The organism is Pseudomonas sp. GD03944, from assembly GCF_029839275.1.
Classification (GTDB): Bacteria; Pseudomonadota; Gammaproteobacteria; order Pseudomonadales; family Pseudomonadaceae; genus Aquipseudomonas.
Genome location: NZ_JAOCAH010000010.1, coordinates 165,798 through 179,493, shown reverse-complemented (window position 1 = coordinate 179,493; position 13,696 = coordinate 165,798). Strand labels below are relative to the sequence as shown.

The following is a 13,696-nucleotide window of genomic DNA, read 5'->3' as shown; positions in this document are numbered from 1 at the left end:
ACAGAACAATAAGGATCGCCCCCGATGAAACGCACCCTGACCGTCATCGCCGTCGTCGTGGCCGCCAGCGCCGCCGGCGGCTACTGGTACGTCGACAGCAAGCAGCCCCTGCGCGAGGGCGAGCTGACGCTGCAGCACCTGCAGGCGCCGGTCGAGGTGCGCTACGACGAACGGGGCGTACCGCACATCCAGGCGCAGAACGAAACCGACATGTACCGTGCCCTGGGCTTCGTGCACGCTCAGGACCGCCTGTTCCAGATGGAAATGATGCGCCGCCTGGCCCGGGGTGAACTGGCCGAAGTGCTCGGCGCCCCGCTGCTGGAAACCGACCGCCTGTTCCGCACCCTGGGTATCCGCCAGCACGCCGATGCCTACGCCGCGAAACTCGACCCGAACAGCCCGGCGACCGTGGCCCTGCAGGCCTACCTGGACGGTATCAACCAGTACCAGGCCAGCCGTCCGGCGCCGATGGAGTTCGACCTGCTGGGCATCCAGCCGCGCCCCTTCACCGCCGCCGACACCCTCAGCGTGGCCGGCTACATGGCCTACAGCTTCGCCGCCGCGTTCCGCACCGAGCCGGTGCTCAGCTACGTGCGCGACCAGTTGGGCAGCGAGTACCTGGACGTCTTCGACCTCGACTGGCACCCCGAAGGCGTGGTCGGCCAGCCCCTGGCCGCCGGGGACTGGAAGGACCTCGGCGCCATTGCCCGGATCAGCCACGAGGCGCTGCTCGACGCCGGCCTGCCGCAGTTCGAGGGCAGCAACGCCTGGGCGGTGTCCGGCAGCCGCACGGCCAGCGGCAAGCCACTGCTGGCGGGCGACCCGCATATCCGCTTCGCCGTGCCCGCGGTGTGGTACGAGGCCCACGTGAGCTACCCCGGCTTCGAGCTCTACGGTCACTACCAGGCCCTCAACCCCACCGCCTCCCTGGGGCACAACCGGGACTTCGCCTGGAGCCTGACCATGTTCCAGAACGACGACGTCGACCTCGTCGCCGAGACCGTCAACCCGAACAACCCCAACCAAGTGCGCCACCGCGACGCGTGGGTCGACCTGCAGCAGCGCGAGGAAACCATCCTGGTCAAAGGCGCCGAGCCGGTCACCGTGACCCTGCGCCGCTCGCCCCACGGCCCGCTGATCAACGACACCCTGGGCAACCCGTCGGGCAGCACGCCGATCGCCCTGTGGTGGACCTTCCTGGAAACCGACAACCCGATCCTCGACGCTTTCTACCAGCTCAACCAAGCCGAGAGTCTGGACAAGGCCCGTACCGCGGTGGAAAAGATCGAGGCCCCGGGCCTCAACGTGGTCTGGGCCAATGCCCAGGGCGACATCGGCTGGTGGGCCGCCGCGAAACTGCCGCGCCGCCCGGCGGGGGTCAACCCGAGCTTCATCCTCGATGGCGCCAGCGGCGAGGCGGAGAAGGACGGCTATCATCCCTTCACCGACAACCCCCAGGAAGAAAACCCACAGCGTGGCTACATCGTCTCGGCCAACTACCAGCCCCTGTCGCCCACCGGCATCGAGGTCCCCGGCTACTACAACCTGCCCGATCGCGGTCAGCGCCTGAACCAGCACCTCGCCGATGCGGACGTCAAATGGGACCTGCAGAACAGCCAGGCCCTGCAGCTCGACACCGGCACCGGCTACGGTCCGCGCGTGCTGGCACCGATCCTCGACGAACTGCGCGCCGCGGCCAGCGACGACCAGCAGCGCGCGCTGGTCGAGCAACTGGCGGCCTGGGACGGTGACCACCGCGTGGACTCCGTCGCCACCACCCTGTTCAACCAGCTGGTCTATCAGTTGACCCGCCAGGCCATGCATGACGAACTGGGCGACAGCTTCTTCGACAGCCTGCTGTTCACCCGCGTGCTGGACAGCGCCCTGCCGCGCCTCACCGCCAACGCCGACTCGCCCTGGTGGAACGACCGGGGCACCGAGGCCACGGAAAGCCGCGCCGATATCGTCAAGGCCGCCTGGCGGACGAGCATCGCCCACCTGCAAAGTACTCTCGGCCAAGACCCGGCCACCTGGCAGTGGGGCCCGGCCCATACCCTGGTACACGGCCACCCCCTAGGCCAGCAGAAGCCACTGGACACGGTGCTGAACGTCGGCCCGTTCGAGGTGCCCGGCGGCCACGAGACGCCGAACAACCTGTCGCACAAGGTGGGGCCCGCCCCGTGGTCGGTGGTCTATGGTCCATCCACGCGGCGCCTGATCGACCTCAACGACGCCAGCACCGCGCTGGGCATCAACCCCGTGGGCCAGAGCGGCGTGCCGTTCGACAGGCACTACCAGGACCAGGCCAAGGCCTACGTGCGCGGCGAGTACCAGCCCATGCACCTCGACCAGGACGATGTGCAACGCCACACCCGCAGCCAGCTGACACTGCGCCCCTAACGGAACCAGGAGCCTGCGATGAAACGACTGTTGCTGATTCTGCCCCTCGCCCTGCTCGGCCTGGCGGCCGTGGTGGTCGGCCGTACCCTGTTGCTGCCGCCGGTGGCCGTCAACACCTCACCCGTCACGCTGCCCGAGGGCCTGGACGCCCAGCGCGCCGCCGAGAGCCTGGCGGCGGCCATCCGCCTGCCGACCCTGTCCCACCAGGTAGGCGCACCGGCCAGCCAGCTGGCGGCCAGCGACGCCGCCTTCGCCGGCATGCGGGCCTGGCTGAGCGAGCACTACCCACGGATCAGCGCTACCACCCTCAACGAAGACACCGGCAGCCCGAGCATCCTGCTGCGCTGGCCGGGCACGGATCGCCAGTTGCCCCCTGCCCTGCTGATGGCGCACCAGGACGTGGTGCCCGTGGCCCCGGGCACCGAAAACCAGTGGGTACACCCGCCGTTCTCCGGTGCGATTGCCGACGGCTTCATCTGGGGCCGCGGCGCCATCGACAGCAAGGGCTCCATGGTGGCGATCCTGGAAGCGGTGGAAACCCTGATCGGTCAGGGCTTCCAGCCGCAACGGGACGTGCTGCTGGCGTTCGGTCACGACGAGGAAATCGGCGGTCACCAGGGCAACCGGCGCATCGCCGCGCGCCTGCTGGAACAGGGCACGCGCCTGGCCTGGGTCAGCGACGAAGGTGGCTTCGTGGTGCGCGGGCAGATTCCCGGCATCACCCAGGATGTCGCCGTGGTGGGCATCGCCGAGAAGGGGTATGTCAGCCTCACCTTGCAGGCCAATGCCCAGGGCGGGCATTCCTCGCAACCGCCTCCCTTCGACGAGACCGCCATCGGCCGCCTCAGCCTGGCATTGCAACGGGTCGGCGATGCCCCCTTCGCCCGCGGCTTCGACGGCCCCACGGGGGATTTGCTGGCCAGCTTCACGCCGGCCCAGTCCTTCGGCTACCGGATAATCTTCGCCAACCTGTGGCTGTTCGGCCCGCTGGTCGAGCAACAGCTGTCGGCCTCGCCGGCCGGGGCCGCACAGTTGCAAACCTCGCTGTCGCCGACCCTGCTGCGCGGCGGCATCAAGGAAAACGTGCTGCCACCCAGTGCCCGCGCCACGCTGAACCTGCGCATCCACCCGCGCGACAGCATCGAGAGCGTGGCCGCCCATGTGCGCGCCGCGGTGGCGGACGACCAGGTCAGCGTCAAGGTGATGCCCGCCGGCCGCGAACCGTCAGCGGTGACGGATGTGCGCGGCAAGGCCTACACGCAGTTCGCCGAGGTGATCCGCGCCAGCTTCGCCAACACCCTGGTCAGCCCCAACCTCACGGTGGGCGGCACCGATTCACGGCACTACGAGCCGCTGACCGAAAACATCTTCCGTTTCAGCCCGCTGCTGATGGACCGCGAAGACCTGCCGCGCATGCACGGCACCAACGAGCGGATCGGCATCGACACCCTGGCCAACGCCAGCGGCTTTTATTACCGGCTGCTGCAGAGCCTGAACACGCCTGCCGCTCCCTGAAACAAAACGCCCGGCACCACAAGGGACCGGGCGTTCCGCGATCCGCCGGGTTTCCCCGGCGCCAGACAGCGCGCTGATTACAGGTAGCTGTTGGTCATTTCTTCGACAAAGCCTTCGTTGCGCAGCTCGTCCAGGGCCTTCTGCAGGCGCTGCACCACTTCGTCCGGGGTGTCCTTGTTCAAGGCCAGGTAAAGCTCGGCATCGTTGAAGCGCAGCACGGTGTTCAGGCCGCTGACACCTTCCTGCTTGGCCAGGTAGCGGCCGACCGGGTCGGTGGTGGCCCACAGGTCGATCTTGCCGGCGAGCAGCTTCTTCACGTTTTCCTGGTCACGCAGGGCGTTGACCGGCGACAGGCCCTGGCTTTCCAGGTGCTGGCTGACCGCGTCGTTCTTGTAGGCGCCGATGGTGTACTGACCGGCGTCCTTGAGGCTTGCCACGCTCAGGTTGTTGCCCGGTGCAGCCAGCAGCACCCAGCCGGTCTTGGCCAATGGGCCAACCCACTTGAACAGCGGCTGGCGCTCGGGGGTGAAGGTGGTGGAGAACAGCCCGTAGTTGGGTTTATCGAGGGTCAGGCGATAGAGCCGGTCCCAGGGAAAGCGCAGGGTCAGCGTGTAATTGATGTTGGCGCGCTTGAACATCTCACGAACGATTTCGGCGTTGATGCCATCGATGCCGTCGTCACGGGCGAAGTTCTTGTCGTCCACCGACATGTTGAAAGGTGGGAAATTCTCCGTGAGCAATACCACCTTGTAGTCCTCGGGCAGCTCGGCCCGCGCCATACAGGCACTCAACAACAGCCCTAGAAAAAGCCCTTTCTTTACTGCCTTCATCATCCTTTCCCCTGCTCGCATACGTTGTGTTTTTTATGGTTGGCAGCGTCCGTGCGTCTGGCGATCTCCTGATCGGCGCGAATGAACACCATAGGTCGAACAGCCAGGAAAGCAAACCCACCCGAAAAACCATGGCGCTCGCCGATGCATAAATTGCACCATCCAGGCAGGTGACAGGCAGGCAAGAGAAGCGCAAGGAACGAGCAGACGGCAGCCGCACGCCGTGGCGCAGGCCGCGAAACAGAGGGGTAAGGGGAAATCAGGCCCCGCCGCTGAGGGCTGGGCCAGACGGCCCGCGAGTGCGGGCTGGGAGGAAGACGTCGTTACAGGTAGCTGTTGAGGATCTGGTCCACCAGGCCTTCCTGGCGCATCTTGTCCAGTTCGGCCTGCAGCTTCTGCACCACGGCGTCGGGCACTTCCTTGTTCAGCGCCAGGTACAGCTCGGCACTGTCGAAGCGCAGGATGGTTTTCAGGCCGGTGACACCTTCCTGCTTGGCCAGGTAACGGCCCGCCGGATCGCCGGTGGCCCACAGGTCGATCTGGCCAGCCATCAGTTTCTTGGCGTTTTCCTGGTCGCGCAACGCGGTGACCGGTGCCAGGCCCTGCTTCTCCAGGTGCTCGGCGATGGCGTCGCCCTTGTAGGCACCGACCTTGTAGCGCTTGGCATCGTCCAGGCTGGCCAGAGTGATCGGACTGTCGCCCTTGCCGAGCAGCACCCAGTCGTCCGGGCCGATCGGGCCGACCCACTTGAACAGTTGCTCGCGCTCCGGCAGGCGCGCCGTCACGAACACGCCGTGATCCGGCTTTTCCAGCGCCAGGTTGTAGATGCGGTCCCAGGGGAAACGCAGGGTCAGGCTGTACGGGATGCCGGCACGCTTGAACATCTCGCGCACGATATCGGCGGCGATGCCGTCGATGTTGTCCTCCTGGGCGAAGTTCTTGCCGTTGATCGCCATGTTGTAGGGGGGGAAGTTTTCCGTGAGCAACACCACACGGTAGTTCGGGTCGATTTCCGCTCTAGCCATTCCAGACATCAACACCAGGGCACCCACGCCCATCAGCAACCGCTTCCACATAACCATTTCCTACCCTGTCAGGGATTTTCCATAAAAAAGCGCGGCCAAGCTTAGCCCTGTTTTGGTGCAGACCAAAACCTCGATCGTCGTTTAGTGAGCGCCGGATCACCCGCCCTAGAGCGGTGCACGGGGTCGATCAGCGCACCACGATGCCGCGACTGGCCAGGTACGCCTTGGCTTCCGGCACGGTGTATTCGCCGAAGTGGAAGATGCTGGCCGCCAGCACCGCCGCCGCCTTGCCTTCGAGAATCCCGGCCGCCAGGTGCTCCAGGTTGCCCACGCCGCCGGAGGCGATCACCGGGATGCCCACGGCTTCGGAAATGGCCCGGGTCACGCCCAGGTCGTAGCCGCTCTTGACGCCGTCCTGGTCCATGCTGGTCAGGAGAATCTCGCCGGCCCCCAGGTCTTCCATCTTTTTGGCCCACTGCACCGCATCCAGCCCGGTGGGCTTGCGGCCGCCGTGGGTGAAGATTTCCCAGCGCGGAGTTTCACCCGGCAGCGAGACCTTCTTGGCGTCGATGGCGACCACGATGCACTGCGAACCGAAACGATCGGCGGCCTCGCCGACGAACTCCGGGGTGAACACCGCGGCGGTGTTGATCGAAACCTTGTCCGCACCGGCGTTCAGCAGGTTGCGGATGTCCTGCACGGTGCGCACGCCACCACCCACGGTCAGCGGGATGAACACCTGGCTGGCCATGCGCTCGACGGTGTGCAGGGTGGTGTCACGGCCATCGACGCTGGCGGTGATGTCGAGGAAGGTGATTTCGTCGGCGCCCTGCTCGTTGTAGCGGCGGGCGATCTCGACCGGGTCACCGGCATCGCGGATGTTCTCGAACTGGACGCCCTTGACCACACGGCCGTTGTCCACGTCCAGGCAGGGGATGATGCGTTTGGCCAGTGCCATAGCGAGTCTCTCGTAGAAGGGTCGGGCGGTGCTGCGCGCAAACCAGGGTCAACCGCCGCGGCGGATGTCTTCGGGGTGGGCCGGCTGACCCACCCCGCGTACGAATCAGCCGGTGTAGGTGTCGCAGAACGCCTGGGCTTCGGCGACATCCAGGGTGCCTTCGTAGATCGCCCGGCCGGTGATGGCGCCGATGATCCCCGGGGCCTTGGCGGCCAGCAGTTTTTCGATGTCGCCCAGGTTGTGGATGCCGCCCGAGGCGATCACCGGGATGCGGCTGGCGGCGGCCAGGGCCGCGGTGGCTTCGACGTTGCAGCCCTGCATCATGCCGTCTTTGGCGATGTCGGTGTAGACGATGGCGGACACGCCATCGGCCTCGAAACGCTTGGCCAGGTCGGTGGCCTGCACGGTGCTGACTTCAGCCCAGCCGTCGGTGGCGACGAAACCGTCCTTGGCGTCCAGGCCGACGATGACCTTGCCCGGGAACGCCTTGCACGCCTCTGTGACGAAGGCCGGATCCTTCACCGCCTTGGTGCCGATGATCACGTAGCTGACGCCGGCCTTGACGTAGTGCTCGATGGTTTCCAGGGTGCGGATGCCGCCACCGATCTGGATCGGCAGGTTCGGGTAGCGCTTGGCGATGGCGGTGACCACCTCGCCGTTCACCGGCTGGCCTTCGAAGGCGCCGTTCAGGTCCACCAGGTGCAGACGACGGCAACCGCCCTCGACCCATTTGGCGGCCATGCTCACCGGGTCATCGGAGAACACCGTGGAATCTTCCATGCGGCCCTGGCGCAGACGCACGCAGGCGCCGTCCTTGAGATCGATAGCGGGGATAATCAGCATCGGTTGAACCTGTTCAAGTCGTGAAAATCGGTGGAAGGTCAGCTCTTCTCGAGCGCCCAGAGGTCGCTCTCGATGCTTTCGAACCTGTCTTTCAGGTGCGTCTGCACGTCGAGAATGGCCTTGTTGTAGTAGTACGGAGCGATGTCGCGCGCGAACAGGTCGAGCACTTCCTGCACCTCGAAGGAGCCCAGCTCCAGCTCGAAGCGATCGGACAGGAAGCGCTTGAGCACCAGCAGGGCTTCCTGCTCCTGGGCAGAGTCCAGGGCGAGGATCGGCTCCTTCTTCGCGCGGCTCATTACCAGCGGCCGTCCCAGGCGACGAAGTTCTGCAGCAACTGCAGGCCATGGGTGTGGCTCTTCTCCGGGTGGAACTGCACGGCGAAGCGCGAGCCATCGGCCAGGGCCGCGGCGAAGTCCTTGCCGTAGTGGCCGCGACCGACCACCTGCCGGGGGTTGCCGGACTCGATGTAGTAGCTGTGCACGAAGTAGAAACGCGCCTGGTCCGGGATGTCGTGCCAGAGCGGGTGACGCACGGTCTGGCTCACTTCGTTCCAGCCCATGTGCGGGACCTTCAGCGGCTCGCCGTCTTCGACCATGTCCTTGCCGAAGAAACGCACCTGGCCGGGGAACAGGCCGATGCAGTCCACGCCGTCGTTCTCTTCGCTGCGCTCGAGCAGCGCCTGCATGCCCACGCAGATGCCGAGGAACGGACGGTCCTGGCTGACCTCGCGCACCAGGCTGTCGAACGCCAGGCGGCGGATCTCACCCATGCAGTCGCGGATCGCGCCCACACCGGGGAACACCACGCGGTCGGCCTCGCGGATCACCTGGGCATCGCTGGTCACCAGTACCCGGCCGGCACCCACGTGCTCCAGCGCCTTGGCCACCGAGTGCAGGTTGCCCATGCCGTAGTCGATGACGGCTACCGTCTGCATCAGAGCACGCCCTTGGTGGACGGCATCTGCCCGGCCATGCGCGGGTCGAGCTCGACGGCCATGCGCAGGGCGCGGCCGAAGGCCTTGAACACGGTTTCGATCTGGTGGTGGGTGTTGGTGCCACGCAGGTTGTCGATGTGCAGGGACACCAGGGCGTGGTTGACGAAGCCCTGGAAGAATTCCTGGAACAGGTCCACGTCGAAGCCACCGACCACGGCGCGGGTGAACGGCACGTGCATCTGCAGGCCCGGGCGACCGGAGAAGTCGATCACCACGCGCGACAGCGCTTCATCGAGCGGCACATAGGAGTGGCCGTAGCGGGTCATGCCCTTCTTGTCGCCGATGGCCTTGGTGAAGGCCTGGCCGAGGGTGATGCCGACGTCTTCGACGGTGTGGTGGTCATCGATGTGCAGGTCGCCCTTGCACTCGATATCCAGGTCGATCAGGCCATGACGGGCGATCTGGTCGAGCATGTGCTCGAGGAACGGCACGCCGATGTCGAAACGGGCCTTGCCGGTACCGTCCAGGTTGATGGAAACCTTGATCTGGGTCTCCAGGGTGTTGCGCTCGACGAATGCCGTACGTTCGGCCATCACCTGCTCCACAAAATCATTGGGCGAAAGGGCCGACATTATAGGCCGATAAGCACCCAACCTTGAAGCAAGGCGACCAGAGACGAAAAAACCCGCTGACGCACGGGGCGCCAGCGGGTTTTCAAGAAGCGACTCACGATATCGCGAGCTAGAGCCCTGCCAGGCAAAAACAGGCGAGGAAGCGGAATTTACGGGTTGTAAATGAGCATTCCGAGCCTGTTTTTAACGCCGCAGGGCCGACGCGCAGCAGATCGTGATTACTGGAACATTACGACGGTCTTCTGCAGGGTAATCCACACACCCCAGGCCAGCGGCAGGCCAACGGCCAGCCAGGCAGCAGCGACCAGCGGCTTGCTCGACGGATCGGCCGCCCACTCCAGCTCGGCAGCGCTCGGGGCGGACTTCTCACCGTAGGCGCGCTCGGCAGCCAGCTCGGCGTCGGTCATGAAGTACTTCGGATCGACCGGACGGACCAGCAGGTTGCAGATGAAGCCCAGGACCAGCAGGCCGGCCAGGATGTACAGGGTGATGTCGTAGGCAGCAGCACGCTCGACGCCGATGCTCAGCTGGTACTCACGCAGGTAGTTCACCAGTACCGGGCCCAGCACGCCAGCAGCGGCCCAGGCAGTCAGCAGGCGACCGTGGATCGCACCCACCATCTGGGTACCGAACAGGTCGGCCAGGTAGGCCGGGACCGTGGCGAAGCCACCGCCGTACATCGACAGGATCACGCAGAAGCTGAACACGAAGAACGCGACGCTGCCCAGGTGACCGGCCCACGGCACGATGGCGTAGAGCACGAAGCCCAGGGCGAAGAACACGAAGTAGGTCGCCTTGCGGCCGATCAGGTCGGAGAAGGACGCCCAGAAGAAGCGACCACCGATGTTGAACAGGCTCAGCAGACCGGTGAAGCCGGCTGCGATGGCGGCGATCTGGCCCAGTTCGGCGGCGCTCAGCTCGCTGAAGGACAGGTGGCTACCGATCAGCTTGCCGCCGAACACTTCCTGCAGCATGGGCGACGCCATGCCGATGATGCCGATACCGGCGGATACGTTCAGGCACAGAACGGCCCAGACCAGCCAGAATTGCGGGGTTTTCCACGCGGTGTTCACGTGGACGTGGCCCTTGGTGATCATCGCGTTGTTGGCCTTGGCAGCCGGAGCGGTCCAGCCAGCCGGTTTCCAGCCAGTCGGCGGAACGCGGTAGGACAGTGCGCCACCGACCATGAAGATGAAATAGATCACCGCCATGACCACGAAGCTCTGCCATACACCGACATCGGTTTCGCTGGAGAAGTGACCCATCAGGGCAGCAGCCAGCGGAGCACCGACCATCGCGCCGCCACCGAAGCCCATGATGGCCATACCGGTCGCCATGCCGCGCTTGTCCGGGAACCACTTGATCAGGGTCGATACCGGGGAGATGTAGCCCAGGCCCAGACCGATACCGCCGATCACACCGGAACCGACCCACATCAGCCAGATCTGGTGCGTGTAGATACCGAGTGCGGAAATCAGCAGACCACCACACCAGCACACCGCCGAAACCAGGCCAGCCTTGCGTGGGCCTGCGTGTTCCAGCCAGCCACCCCAGACGGCAGCCGCGCAGCCCAGGAAGACGAAGAACAGGGTGTAGATCCAGCCCAGCATGGAAATCTGCCAATCGCAGTTGCTGGCGAAGATCTGTTCGAAGAAGCCGATATCCGCGGCGCACGCGACGGGCGCGTCGATACCGATGGCTTTGGACAGCGGCAACCAGAATACGGAGAAACCGTAAGCCATGCCGATGCACAGGTGAATGGCCAGAGCCGCCGGCGGAACCAGCCAGCGGTTGAAGCCAGGTTTAGCGATAATACGTTCCTTGGACAGAAACGCAGGCGTCGCTGAAGCGCCGTCCAACACAAGGGCGTCAGTCATTGATTTCTTCTCTGTTATGGTTGCAGGCAAGACATTGGCCAAACACCACACGCTGAACCGTGTATATGGCCAATTAATATGAGAGTACCACTAGAAATAGCCGGTTCGCACTTGAAAACCATTGGCTCTCGGTCTCGGATGTGCGCCGCCGCACTGAAACATGCGGCAAAATGCCGCCCCGAGGCCTGGCGAGCTGAAAAAATCTGACGAACGGCCGCAAAGGCCTTGTCTAGACGGCTCGCGCGAGCCTCGCAGACGATAGCAGCCAACCCAGCCAGACCGCATTGGCCAGACACAGCCCCGCCAGCAGCACGCCCCACCCTGCCAAACCCGGCGCCAGCCATTCGCCCCAGGCCAGTGCCAACCCGGCCATCGCCAGCAAACGCGCACCTTCCAGCCAGCCGACATGCCGGCTGTCTTCGAACAGCAGCCCCAGGCTGACGCAGCTGCCGAGGATCACCAGCACCAGCAACCACGGTTCCCAGACCGAGGCCTGGCCGAGGCGGAACAGGAAGCACAACGCCAGGGCATTGATCGCCAGAAATTGCACGAACGCATAGGCCTTGAGGCGCGCCGGGTAATGCGTTTCGAACTTGTCGGCCGGCATCTTCGGCCAGGGCCTGTGCTTCACATCCTCAGGGCGCCAGCCCGTCGGCATCCACCACAGGCGCAGCTTGTCCCACCAGGAGCGTGTGGCCCGGGCGTCAGCCCAGAGCAGGCGCCACCAGCTGAACTGCAGGCGGATCGGGTCGAAGGTGGCGACCGGCGTGGTGACCCCGTAGCGCACAGGCTCGCGCTCTTCGGCATAGGTGCCGAACAGCCGGTCCCAGATGATGAACACGCCCCCATGGTTCTTGTCGATGTAGCAGTCGTTCTGCCCGTGGTGGACGCGGTGCAGCGACGGCGTGATCAGCACCTGCTCCAGCCAGCCCAGGCGACCGACGTGCTGGGTGTGAATCCAGAACTGGTAGGCCAACTGGATTCCCAACAGCAGCAGAAACAGCGGCAACGGCAGCCCGAGCAGCGCCAACGGCAGGTAGAACGGCCAGTCGAAGGCTGTCTGGAACGCGCCTTTGCGCAGCGCCGTGGACAGGTTGAAGTCCTCGCTGGAGTGATGGGGCTGGTGCGCGCCCCACAGCAGGTTGTAGCGGTGCAGGGTGCGGTGCGCCCAGTAGAAGCAGAAATCCACGGCGATGAAGCCCAGCAGCCAGGCCCAGGGCGAAGTCGCATCCCACTCGAACAGCCGCCCGTGCTCGTACAACCAGGCATAGGGCACCACCAGCAACAGGCGCAGAGGCCCTTCGAGCAACACCCGCAGCACCGCCGTGTTGATGCTGGTACTGGCATCGGCCAGGCGATAGGTGCTGCGCCCGGCATGACGCTCGTAGGCCAGCTCCGCCAGCATCAGCAGGATGTACAAGGGAAAGGCCATGATCGCGACGTTCATGAACACCTCGTGGTTCTTGTTATGCTCGCCAGCCTACCGCTGTCGGCCAGCCCGGCAGGCAGCCGAACCCGCCAAACATCGCCACCGAACACGCCATGGACAGTATCGATACCCTGGTCATTGGTGCCGGCGCCGTCGGCCTGGCTTGCGCCGCACGCCTCGCCGGGACGAGCCCCGACCTGCTGATCGTCGACGCCGAAGCCGCCGTGGGCACGCACACCTCGAGCCGCAACTCCGAGGTCATCCACGCCGGCCTCTACTACCCGCGAGGCTCGGCCAAGGCGCTGTTGTGCCTGGAAGGCCGCGAGCGTCTGTATGCCTGGTGCACGGAGCACGGCGTGGCCCATCGACGGATCGGCAAGCTGCTGGTGGCCGTGAGCGAGGCCGAGCAGAGCAAACTGGAGGCGCTCGCCAGCAACGCCGACGCCTGCGGCGTCCATGACCTGCAGGCGCTGGACCGGGCGCACCTGCAACGCCTGGAGCCGGCGCTGCATGGGGTCTCGGCCCTGCTTTCGCCCAGCACCGGCATCATCGACAGCCACGCCTACCTGCAGTCGTTGCTCGCGGCCGCGGAACGACTGGGCGCCCAACTGGCCCTGCATACCCGGGTCGACGGGCTGCACCACGACGGCGACGGCTGGATCGCCAGCGGCCTGAGTGCCGGCCAGCCGTTCCGCATCAAGGCCCAGCGCGTGATCAACGCCGGCGGGCTGTTCGCCCGCCAACTGGCCCAACGCACCCAGGGAATGCCGGCCGCCCGAATCGCGCCGTCGCACTGGTGCCAGGGCCGCTACTTCGCCTACAGCGGCCGCTCGCCGTTCCAGCACCTGATCTACCCGATGCCGGAAGCCAATACCGCGGGCCTGGGCATTCACGCCACCCTCGACCTGGGCGGCCAGCTGCGCTTCGGCCCCGACGTGCAGTACGTCGACACACTCGATTACAGCGTCGACGAACGCCTGCGCGAGCCCTTCGCCCAGGCCATACGCCGCTACTTTCCGGCGCTCGATACCCAGCGCCTGCTACCGGCCTATAGTGGCATCCGGCCAAAACTCGTCGGCCCCGGGGAACCGGCTGCCGACTTCCTTATCCAAACCTCTGCCGAACACGGCCTGCCTGGCCTGATCAACCTGTTCGGCATCGAATCACCGGGGCTGACCGCCAGCCTGGCCATCGCCGAACGTGTGGCACGCCACCTTTGAAACGCGTCGGCGCTATACTCGCGCCCTCATACT

At 65.5% G+C, this 13,696-nt stretch carries 12 protein-coding genes; 3 read left to right on the top strand and 9 right to left on the bottom strand.

The window, feature by feature from the left end:
• The first annotated feature begins 24 nt into the window (after nt 1-24).
• Nucleotides 25-2,400 carry a penicillin acylase family protein gene (locus N5C28_RS16715; protein WP_279824058.1) on the top strand — a complete coding sequence of 792 codons (2,376 nt, stop codon included), beginning with the start codon at nt 25-27 and terminating at the stop codon, nt 2,398-2,400.
• 18 nt (nt 2,401-2,418) lie between these two features.
• On the top strand, nt 2,419-3,915 hold the full coding sequence (locus tag N5C28_RS16710) for a M20/M25/M40 family metallo-hydrolase (protein ID WP_279824057.1): 1,497 nt from the start codon (nt 2,419-2,421) through the stop codon (nt 3,913-3,915).
• A gap of 77 nt (nt 3,916-3,992) precedes the next feature.
• Here the strand turns inward: N5C28_RS16710 and N5C28_RS16705 are convergent, their stop codons facing one another.
• From N5C28_RS16705 to N5C28_RS16665, 9 genes are all read right to left on the bottom strand, one after another.
• Nucleotides 3,993-4,748: an ABC transporter substrate-binding protein gene (locus N5C28_RS16705; protein ID WP_279824056.1), complete on the bottom strand. Its 756-nt coding sequence runs from the start codon at nt 4,746-4,748 to the stop codon at nt 3,993-3,995.
• A 320-nt stretch (nt 4,749-5,068) separates the two neighbouring features.
• Nucleotides 5,069-5,821 (bottom strand): ABC transporter substrate-binding protein, encoded by a 753-nt coding sequence (locus N5C28_RS16700; RefSeq protein ID WP_279824053.1) that lies wholly within the window; start codon nt 5,819-5,821, stop codon nt 5,069-5,071.
• 136 nt (nt 5,822-5,957) lie between these two features.
• A complete protein-coding gene (gene hisF / locus N5C28_RS16695; protein ID WP_279824051.1) occupies nt 5,958-6,728 on the bottom strand; it encodes an imidazole glycerol phosphate synthase subunit HisF in 771 nt (256 codons plus the stop codon).
• A gap of 105 nt (nt 6,729-6,833) precedes the next feature.
• Complete coding sequence (hisA, locus tag N5C28_RS16690) at nt 6,834-7,571, bottom strand: 1-(5-phosphoribosyl)-5-[(5-phosphoribosylamino)methylideneamino]imidazole-4-carboxamide isomerase (RefSeq protein ID WP_279824050.1); 738 nt, start codon at nt 7,569-7,571, stop codon at nt 6,834-6,836.
• A 38-nt stretch (nt 7,572-7,609) separates the two neighbouring features.
• Nucleotides 7,610-7,867, bottom strand: coding sequence for a DUF2164 domain-containing protein (locus N5C28_RS16685; protein WP_279824049.1), 258 nt, complete (start codon nt 7,865-7,867; stop codon nt 7,610-7,612).
• Nucleotides 7,867-8,505 (bottom strand): imidazole glycerol phosphate synthase subunit HisH, encoded by a 639-nt coding sequence (hisH, locus tag N5C28_RS16680; RefSeq protein WP_279824047.1) that lies wholly within the window; start codon nt 8,503-8,505, stop codon nt 7,867-7,869. Before hisH ends, N5C28_RS16685 begins: the two co-directional genes overlap by 1 nt.
• The gene (hisB, locus tag N5C28_RS16675; RefSeq protein ID WP_010488624.1) at nt 8,505-9,098 is read right to left on the bottom strand and encodes an imidazoleglycerol-phosphate dehydratase HisB; all 594 of its coding nucleotides are present in this window, start codon (nt 9,096-9,098) and stop codon (nt 8,505-8,507) included. The genes hisH and hisB overlap by 1 nt, the downstream gene beginning before the upstream one ends.
• Before the next feature lie 257 nt (nt 9,099-9,355).
• On the bottom strand, nt 9,356-11,014 hold the full coding sequence (locus N5C28_RS16670; protein WP_279824044.1) for an OFA family MFS transporter: 1,659 nt from the start codon (nt 11,012-11,014) through the stop codon (nt 9,356-9,358).
• A gap of 229 nt (nt 11,015-11,243) precedes the next feature.
• Nucleotides 11,244-12,461: a sterol desaturase family protein gene (locus tag N5C28_RS16665; protein ID WP_279824043.1), complete on the bottom strand. Its 1,218-nt coding sequence runs from the start codon at nt 12,459-12,461 to the stop codon at nt 11,244-11,246.
• A gap of 95 nt (nt 12,462-12,556) precedes the next feature.
• Between N5C28_RS16665 and N5C28_RS16660 the strand changes: the two genes are divergently transcribed.
• The gene (locus tag N5C28_RS16660) at nt 12,557-13,663 is read left to right on the top strand and encodes an NAD(P)/FAD-dependent oxidoreductase (RefSeq protein ID WP_279824042.1); all 1,107 of its coding nucleotides are present in this window, start codon (nt 12,557-12,559) and stop codon (nt 13,661-13,663) included.
• Nucleotides 13,664-13,696: the final 33 nt, after the last annotated feature.